This is a genomic window from Mesorhizobium sp. M7A.F.Ca.CA.004.12.1.1 (genome assembly GCF_003997835.1).
Lineage (GTDB): Bacteria > Pseudomonadota > Alphaproteobacteria > Rhizobiales > Rhizobiaceae > Mesorhizobium.
Map to the genome: position 1 here is coordinate 1 of NZ_RZRK01000360.1, position 6054 is coordinate 6054.

At 66.0% G+C, this 6054-nt stretch carries 8 protein-coding genes; all 8 read left to right on the forward strand.

Translation table 11 applies throughout. The features are described 5' to 3' along the window. On the forward strand, nucleotides 1-296 hold a 296-nt coding region (locus EN984_RS19275; protein WP_281057319.1), incomplete at its 5' end, for an isocitrate/isopropylmalate family dehydrogenase. 22 nt (nucleotides 297-318) lie between these two features. After that, the gene (locus EN984_RS19280) at nucleotides 319-1068 is read left to right on the forward strand and encodes an SDR family oxidoreductase (protein WP_127387153.1); all 750 of its coding nucleotides are present in this window, start codon (nucleotides 319-321) and stop codon (nucleotides 1066-1068) included. Between the two features lie 18 nt (nucleotides 1069-1086). After that, entirely contained in the window at nucleotides 1087-1854 is a 768-nt protein-coding gene (locus EN984_RS19285) for a hydratase (protein WP_127268074.1), read from the forward strand. A 46-nt stretch (nucleotides 1855-1900) separates the two neighbouring features. Then, on the forward strand, nucleotides 1901-2956 hold the full coding sequence (locus tag EN984_RS19290; protein WP_127268073.1) for an amidohydrolase family protein: 1056 nt from the start codon (nucleotides 1901-1903) through the stop codon (nucleotides 2954-2956). 175 nt (nucleotides 2957-3131) lie between these two features. Next, nucleotides 3132-3803, forward strand: coding sequence for an amino acid ABC transporter permease (locus tag EN984_RS19295; RefSeq protein WP_024504874.1), 672 nt, complete (start codon nucleotides 3132-3134; stop codon nucleotides 3801-3803). A 10-nt stretch (nucleotides 3804-3813) separates the two neighbouring features. Then, entirely contained in the window at nucleotides 3814-4470 is a 657-nt protein-coding gene (locus EN984_RS19300; RefSeq protein WP_127268072.1) for an amino acid ABC transporter permease, read from the forward strand. 63 nt (nucleotides 4471-4533) lie between these two features. Further along, nucleotides 4534-5337 (forward strand): transporter substrate-binding domain-containing protein, encoded by an 804-nt coding sequence (locus tag EN984_RS19305; RefSeq protein ID WP_127268071.1) that lies wholly within the window; start codon nucleotides 4534-4536, stop codon nucleotides 5335-5337. A gap of 79 nt (nucleotides 5338-5416) precedes the next feature. After that, nucleotides 5417-6054, forward strand: a 638-nt coding sequence (locus EN984_RS19310; RefSeq protein WP_164765530.1) for an amino acid ABC transporter ATP-binding protein, incomplete at its 3' end; no start/stop codon positions are given.

Genomic DNA, 6054 nt, shown 5'->3' on the forward strand with positions numbered 1-6054 from the left:
ATATCGGCGACGATCACGCTTTGTTCCAGCCTTGCCATGGCACCGCGCCCGACATTGCCGGCCAGGGCATCGCCAATCCGGTCGCGATGATCCTGTCGACCGCCATGATGCTCGACTGGCTCGGCACCCGCCATGGCAGCGAGGCCTGCCTGGAAGCATCCGACGAGATCGAGGCCGCCGTCGACGCGGCGTTTGCCGCCGGCTCGGTTCGTCCCTATGACATTGGCGGCAGCGACGGCACGGGCGCGATCGCCCGGGCGATCATCGAGCGACTGGCGCCGCGCGCCAGGGTCTGAACGCAGCTTCAGGGTGGAATTCATGGCACTATCTCTTCCCGAAGCACTCGACCTCAGCGGCCAGCGCATTGTCGTCACCGGCGCGGCGAGCGGGATCGGCCGGGCGACGGCAAGCGCTCTCGCCAGCCTCGGCGCCGACCTGCTGCTCGCCGATGTCTCGAGCCTCGACGCAACCTGTGCCGATCTCACCGCCCACAACGTCGTTCCCGAAACCTTCCAGGGCGACCTCCTGGCGCCCGGCGCCATAGCCCCGCTCTTCGCCTCCGGGCCGGTCCGCGCGGTCGTCCATTGCGCGGGCATCGTTCCGGCGCAGATTCCATGGGACCAGGACCCGAACTGGGAAGCCCGATTCGCCCGGACCATGGCGGTCAACGTCCGGCTACCGATCGAACTCGGTCACGCCAGCATCGCCCACATGGTCGGGAACGGCGGCGGCCGGTTGATCCTCGTCGGCTCGCTCGCCGGCTGGCACGGCGGCACGCTGACGACGACGCCGCCCGATTACGTCACCTCGAAGGGCGGGTTGCACGCGCTAGTCCGCCTGCTTGCCCGCAAGGCTGCGTCGGGCGGCGTCCTGGTCAACGGCGTCGCCCCCGGACCGGTCGTGACGCCGTTCAGCGCCAACATCGACTTTCCGCGCGAAAACTTTCCGCTCGGACGCATGGCCACCGCCGAGGAGATCGCTTGGCCGATCGCCTTCCTGTGCACGAAGGGGGCGAGCAATTTCTGCGGCGAGATCGTCAACGTCAATGGCGGCGTCTTCTTCGCCTGATGACGGGCCGTTGACGCCATGAGCGACAGCTTCGATCCCGACCGCGCGGCAGAGGGACTGGCGAACGCATGGCGCGCCGGTGCGCAGCCGGCCGGATTGCGCGCCGACGTACGGCCGCGCAGCCTCGCCGAAGGCTACGATGTCCAGGACCGGCTGATCGCACTCCTCGGCCATGCGGTAGTCGGCTGGAAGATCGGCCTCGCCGGGCGCAACTTCTATCGCGGCGCCGGTCTCTCCCGTCCGATCTTCGGGCGCATCCTGGCGCCGCGCCGCCACGTCAGTGGCGAAGACGTCATCGTGCCCCGCGATGCCAGCGTCACTATCGAACTGGAGATCGCGCTCGTGCTGGCGTGCGATGCGGGACCCGTCGTCACCCCAGACCTGATCGAATCCGCGCATATCGGCTTCGAAATCGTCTCCTCGCGCCTTCCCGACCGCCAGAGCATCGGCGTGCCGGCCACGATCGCCGACAATTGCGTGTCGCATGCGGTGGTCCTGGGCCAAACCGTCGATCTTGACGCGATCGGCGACATCGCCGCACATGCCGGCGTCACGGTCGACGGCCATTTGCGCGCCCGCGGCCTGCGCGGCGACGATCTGCCCGATACGCTCGCGGTGCTCGGCCACCTGATCGCGCATCTGCGCGAACGGGGACAGGTCCTGAGGCGTGGCGGCGCGGTCTTCACCGGCACGCTGACGCAACCGTTCGACGTCGCGGCGCCGTGCGAACTCGCCGTCACCGGCACGGGATCGGCATTGCGTTGCCGGCTCGTGCCCGCTCCGTGAGGCAGCCGGCTTCGCGGTCCACCGACAAATGAGACAGGGAATACCGATGCGTTCGTCCAGACTGCCCACCCGATACGGCCGTATTTTCCCGCCGGACGAAGCCTGGCTGGCGACGGCAGAGCCGGAGGTCATTCTCGACCCCGAATTGGAGATCATCGACACCCATCATCATCTCTGGGACCTTCGCACCACCAGCGGCCACCGCTACATGCTCGACGAGTTCCTCGCCGATGCCAACAGCGGCCACACGGTCGTCGCCACCGTTCACATGAACGCTTACGAATGGGATCGCGCCTTCGGCCCGAAGGAGATGCAGCCCGTCGGTGAGACCGAGGTCGCCGCCGGCATCGCCGCCATGTGCGACAATGGCATCTACGGGCCGATCCGCGTTGCGGCCGGCATCGTCGGCTTCGCCGACCTGATGCTCGGCGACGGCGTCGCGCCGGTCCTGGAGGCGCATGTACGGGCCGGCGGCGGTCGTTTCCGAGGCATCCGCCACTCAGGCGGCTGGGACGCCGACCCGATCATCGGCAACAGCTTTCCGGGCATCGCGCCCGGGCTTTACGGGCAGCCGGATTTTCGCGCCGGATTTGCCCGGCTCGTCGCCATGGGCCTGTCCTTTGACGCCTGGCTCTACCATCCCCAGCTCGCCGACGTCACCGACCTCGCGCGCGCCTTTCCCGAGGCCTGCATCGTCATGGGCCATTGCGGCTGCCCGCTCGGCTACGGCCCCTATGCCGGCCGCAAGGACGAGGTCTTCGCCGCCTGGAAAGCGTCGATGGCCGAACTCGCCACGTGCCCGAACGTCTCGATCAAGCTCGGCGGCATGATGATGCGGCTTGCCGCCTACGACTACAACACCCGGCCCGCGCCGCCGACCTCGGCCGAGCTCGCCTCCATGTGGGGTCCCTACATCGAGACCTGCATCGAACTCTTCGGAGCCGACCGCGCCATGTTCGAGAGCAACTTCCCGGTCGACCGGATGGGCATCGGCTATGCCGCCCTTTGGAACGCCTTCAAGCGCATCGTTTCCGGCGCATCCGACGGCGTGAAACGCGGGCTGTTTGCCGGCACCGCGCGGCGCGTCTACCGGCTGGATTGAACCGCCGCGCGGGCGGCGCCAGCCAACACATTTGGCGAGGTGGGGGGAACCGAACCGATAATATCCCTGCATCGCGCCGCCGGCTTAAGCTTCCCCGATAGGGAAGGCGCGCGCGGTCGGCGGATCGGAGCGTGGCGGGCAGGCATTTCTGGAGCAGCCGGAAGTTAGGGAGGTCATGCAGTATCAGCTCCTATTCGCGCCCGTGTTCGCGAACATGGACCATCTTCTAACGGGCGCGTGGATCACCATCCAGCTCTCGTTCGTTGCCATGATTCTCGGCCTGATCGTCGGCGTCGTGCTGGCCTTTGCCAAGACCGGCGGGCCGCCCCCGCTGCGCTGGCTGATCGACGCCTATATCGAGCTCGTCCGTAACACACCCTTCCTGGCGCAGATCTACTTCATTTATTTCGCGCTGCCGGAATTCGGCATCCGCATGACGCCGAACACCGCCGCCATCGTGGCGCTGGTGGTCAATGTCGGCGCCTTCGCCACCGAGATCATCCGGGCCGGCATCGAATCCATCGCCAAGGGCCAGGTCGAGGCCGGCGTCGCGCTCGGGCTCAACCGCCTGCAGATCTTCCGCTACATCATCCTGAAGCAGGCGGTGCGTACCATCTACCCGGCGCTGACCAGCCAGTTCGTCTACCTGATGCTGTCGACCAGCGTCGTCTCGGTGATCTCGGCGACGGACCTGGCCGCCGCCGGCAACGACATCCAGCAGCGAACCTTCACCGCCTTCGAGGTCTATCTTGTCATCACCGGCATGTACCTCGTCATGTCGCTCGGCTTCTCCGGCCTGTTCCGCCTGATCCAGCGCCTCGCCTTTAACTATCCCTTAAGCCGGTAGGAGCGAGGTCATGATCCGCCCCTTCGGCATACAGGAATTCTGGTTCATCGTTCTGGCTGTCCAGTGGACCATCGCGCTTTCGGCCGCCGCCTTTGCCGGCGGCGCCGTCGGCGGACTCGTGGTGGCGCTGGCGCGGGTGTCGAAATACCGGCTGCTCTGCCTGCCGGCGCTCGGCTTCATTCGCCTGTTCCAGGGCACGCCGCTCTTGATGCAGCTCTTCCTCACCTATTTCGGCCTGCAGATCATCGGCTTCGGCGTCAGCCCCTGGGTGGCGGCCGCACTGGCGCTTACCGTGCACGCCGCCGCCTTTCTCGGCGAGATCTGGCGCGGCTGCATCCAGGCGGTGCCGGAAGGCCAGAGCGAGGCGAGCTGGGCGCTTGGCCTGTCCTATTTCGATCGGATGAAATCGGTGATCCTGCCGCAGGCCGCGCGCATCGCCGTGGCGCCGACCGTCGGCTTCCTCGTCCAGCTGATCAAGGGCACGTCGCTCGCCTCGATCATCGGCTTCGTCGAGCTGATGCGCGCCGCGCAGATCATGAACAACGCGACCTACTCGCCGCTCAAGGTCTACGGGCTGGTGACCATCATCTACTTCTGCCTGTGCTGGCCGCTTTCGGTCTACGCCCGGCGCATGGAAGGGCATTACGCCGCTCTGGCGACACGCTGACGTCTCGAATTGTCCGGACCCTCGATGTCGGGGATCCATTTTTTGAAAGGGAGGATACACCTGATGACACTCTGGAAAAATGCTCTGACGTTCGTCGCGAGCGTCGCGGTCGCGGCGGCCGTCACCGTGATGCCGGCTTCAGCCCTGACCTTGAAGGAAATCAAGGACAAAGGCACGATCACCGTCGGCTCGCTGGTCGATTACCCACCCTTCGGCCTGCTCGATTCCAACGGCCAGGCCGTCGGCTACGATCCCGATCTCGCCAAGGAGTTCGCCGACAGCATCGGCGTCAAGCTGACCATCCTGCCGGTGACCTCGGCCAACCGCATCCAGTACCTGCTGTCGGGCCAGGCCGACGTGCTGTTTGCCACGCTCGGCATCACCGAGGAACGCCTCAAGGTTGTCAACTTCTCGGTGCCCTATGCCGGTCTCGAGCAGTTCGTCTATGGCGACAAGGATATCGCCATCACCGACAAGGCGGGCCTCGCGGGCCAGACGATCGGCGTCACCCGCGGCACCACGCAGGATACCGCCGTGACGGCAATCGCCGCGGCCGACACCAACGTCCAGCGCTACGACGACGACGCCTCCTCCGCGCAGGCACTGATCTCCGGCCAGGTGCCGCTGCTCGGCGTTGCCGACATCGCGATCGGCCAGATCGAAAAGACGGCGCCGGACCGCTTCACCAAGAAGTTCCTGCTGCGCCAGCAGGCGCAGGGTATCGTCGTGCGCAAGGACTCGCCCGAGCTGCTTGCCGCCGTCAACGACTTCCTGAACGGGAAGAAGAAGGACGGAAGCCTGGGCAAGCTGCACGAGCAATGGATGAAGGCGCCGTTGCCGGACTTCATCGAAAACGCCGAGAAGTAGGTTCAGGCACGGCCGGCCGCAGGGAGATGTCCACGTGAGTTCAGAACAGGCGAACGCAACCGTCTCGCTCGCGGTGAGCATGGAAAACGTCGAGAAATACTACGGCGCTTTCCATGCGCTGAAGGCCGTCAACCTGACGGTCCGCACAGGCGAGCGAATCGTCCTTTGCGGCCCGTCCGGCTCGGGCAAGTCGACGCTCATCCGCTGCATCAACCAGCTCGAGCAGGTCCGCAGCGGCAAGATCGTCGTCGACGGCATCGAACTCACCGCGGGGCCGAAGAACGTCGAGGCGGTGCGCCGCAACGTCGGCATGGTGTTCCAGCAGTTCAACCTGTTCCCGCACATGACGGTGCTCGAAAACTGCACGCTAGCGCCCATGAAGGTTTCCGGCATCGCCAAGGCGAAGGCGGAGGAGACCGCGCGCAAATACCTCGCCCGCGTGCGCATTCCCGAACAGGCCCACAAATATCCCGCCCAGCTTTCGGGCGGCCAGCAGCAGCGCGTGGCGATCGCGCGCGCGCTCTGCATGAATCCCAGGATCATGCTGTTCGACGAGCCGACCTCCTCGCTCGACCCGGAGATGGTCAAGGAAGTCCTCGACACCATGATCGAACTGGCCAACGAAGGCATGACCATGCTCTGCGTCACCCACGAGATGGGCTTCGCCCGCCAGGTCGCCGACCGCGTCATCTTCATGGACCAGGGCGAGATCGTCGA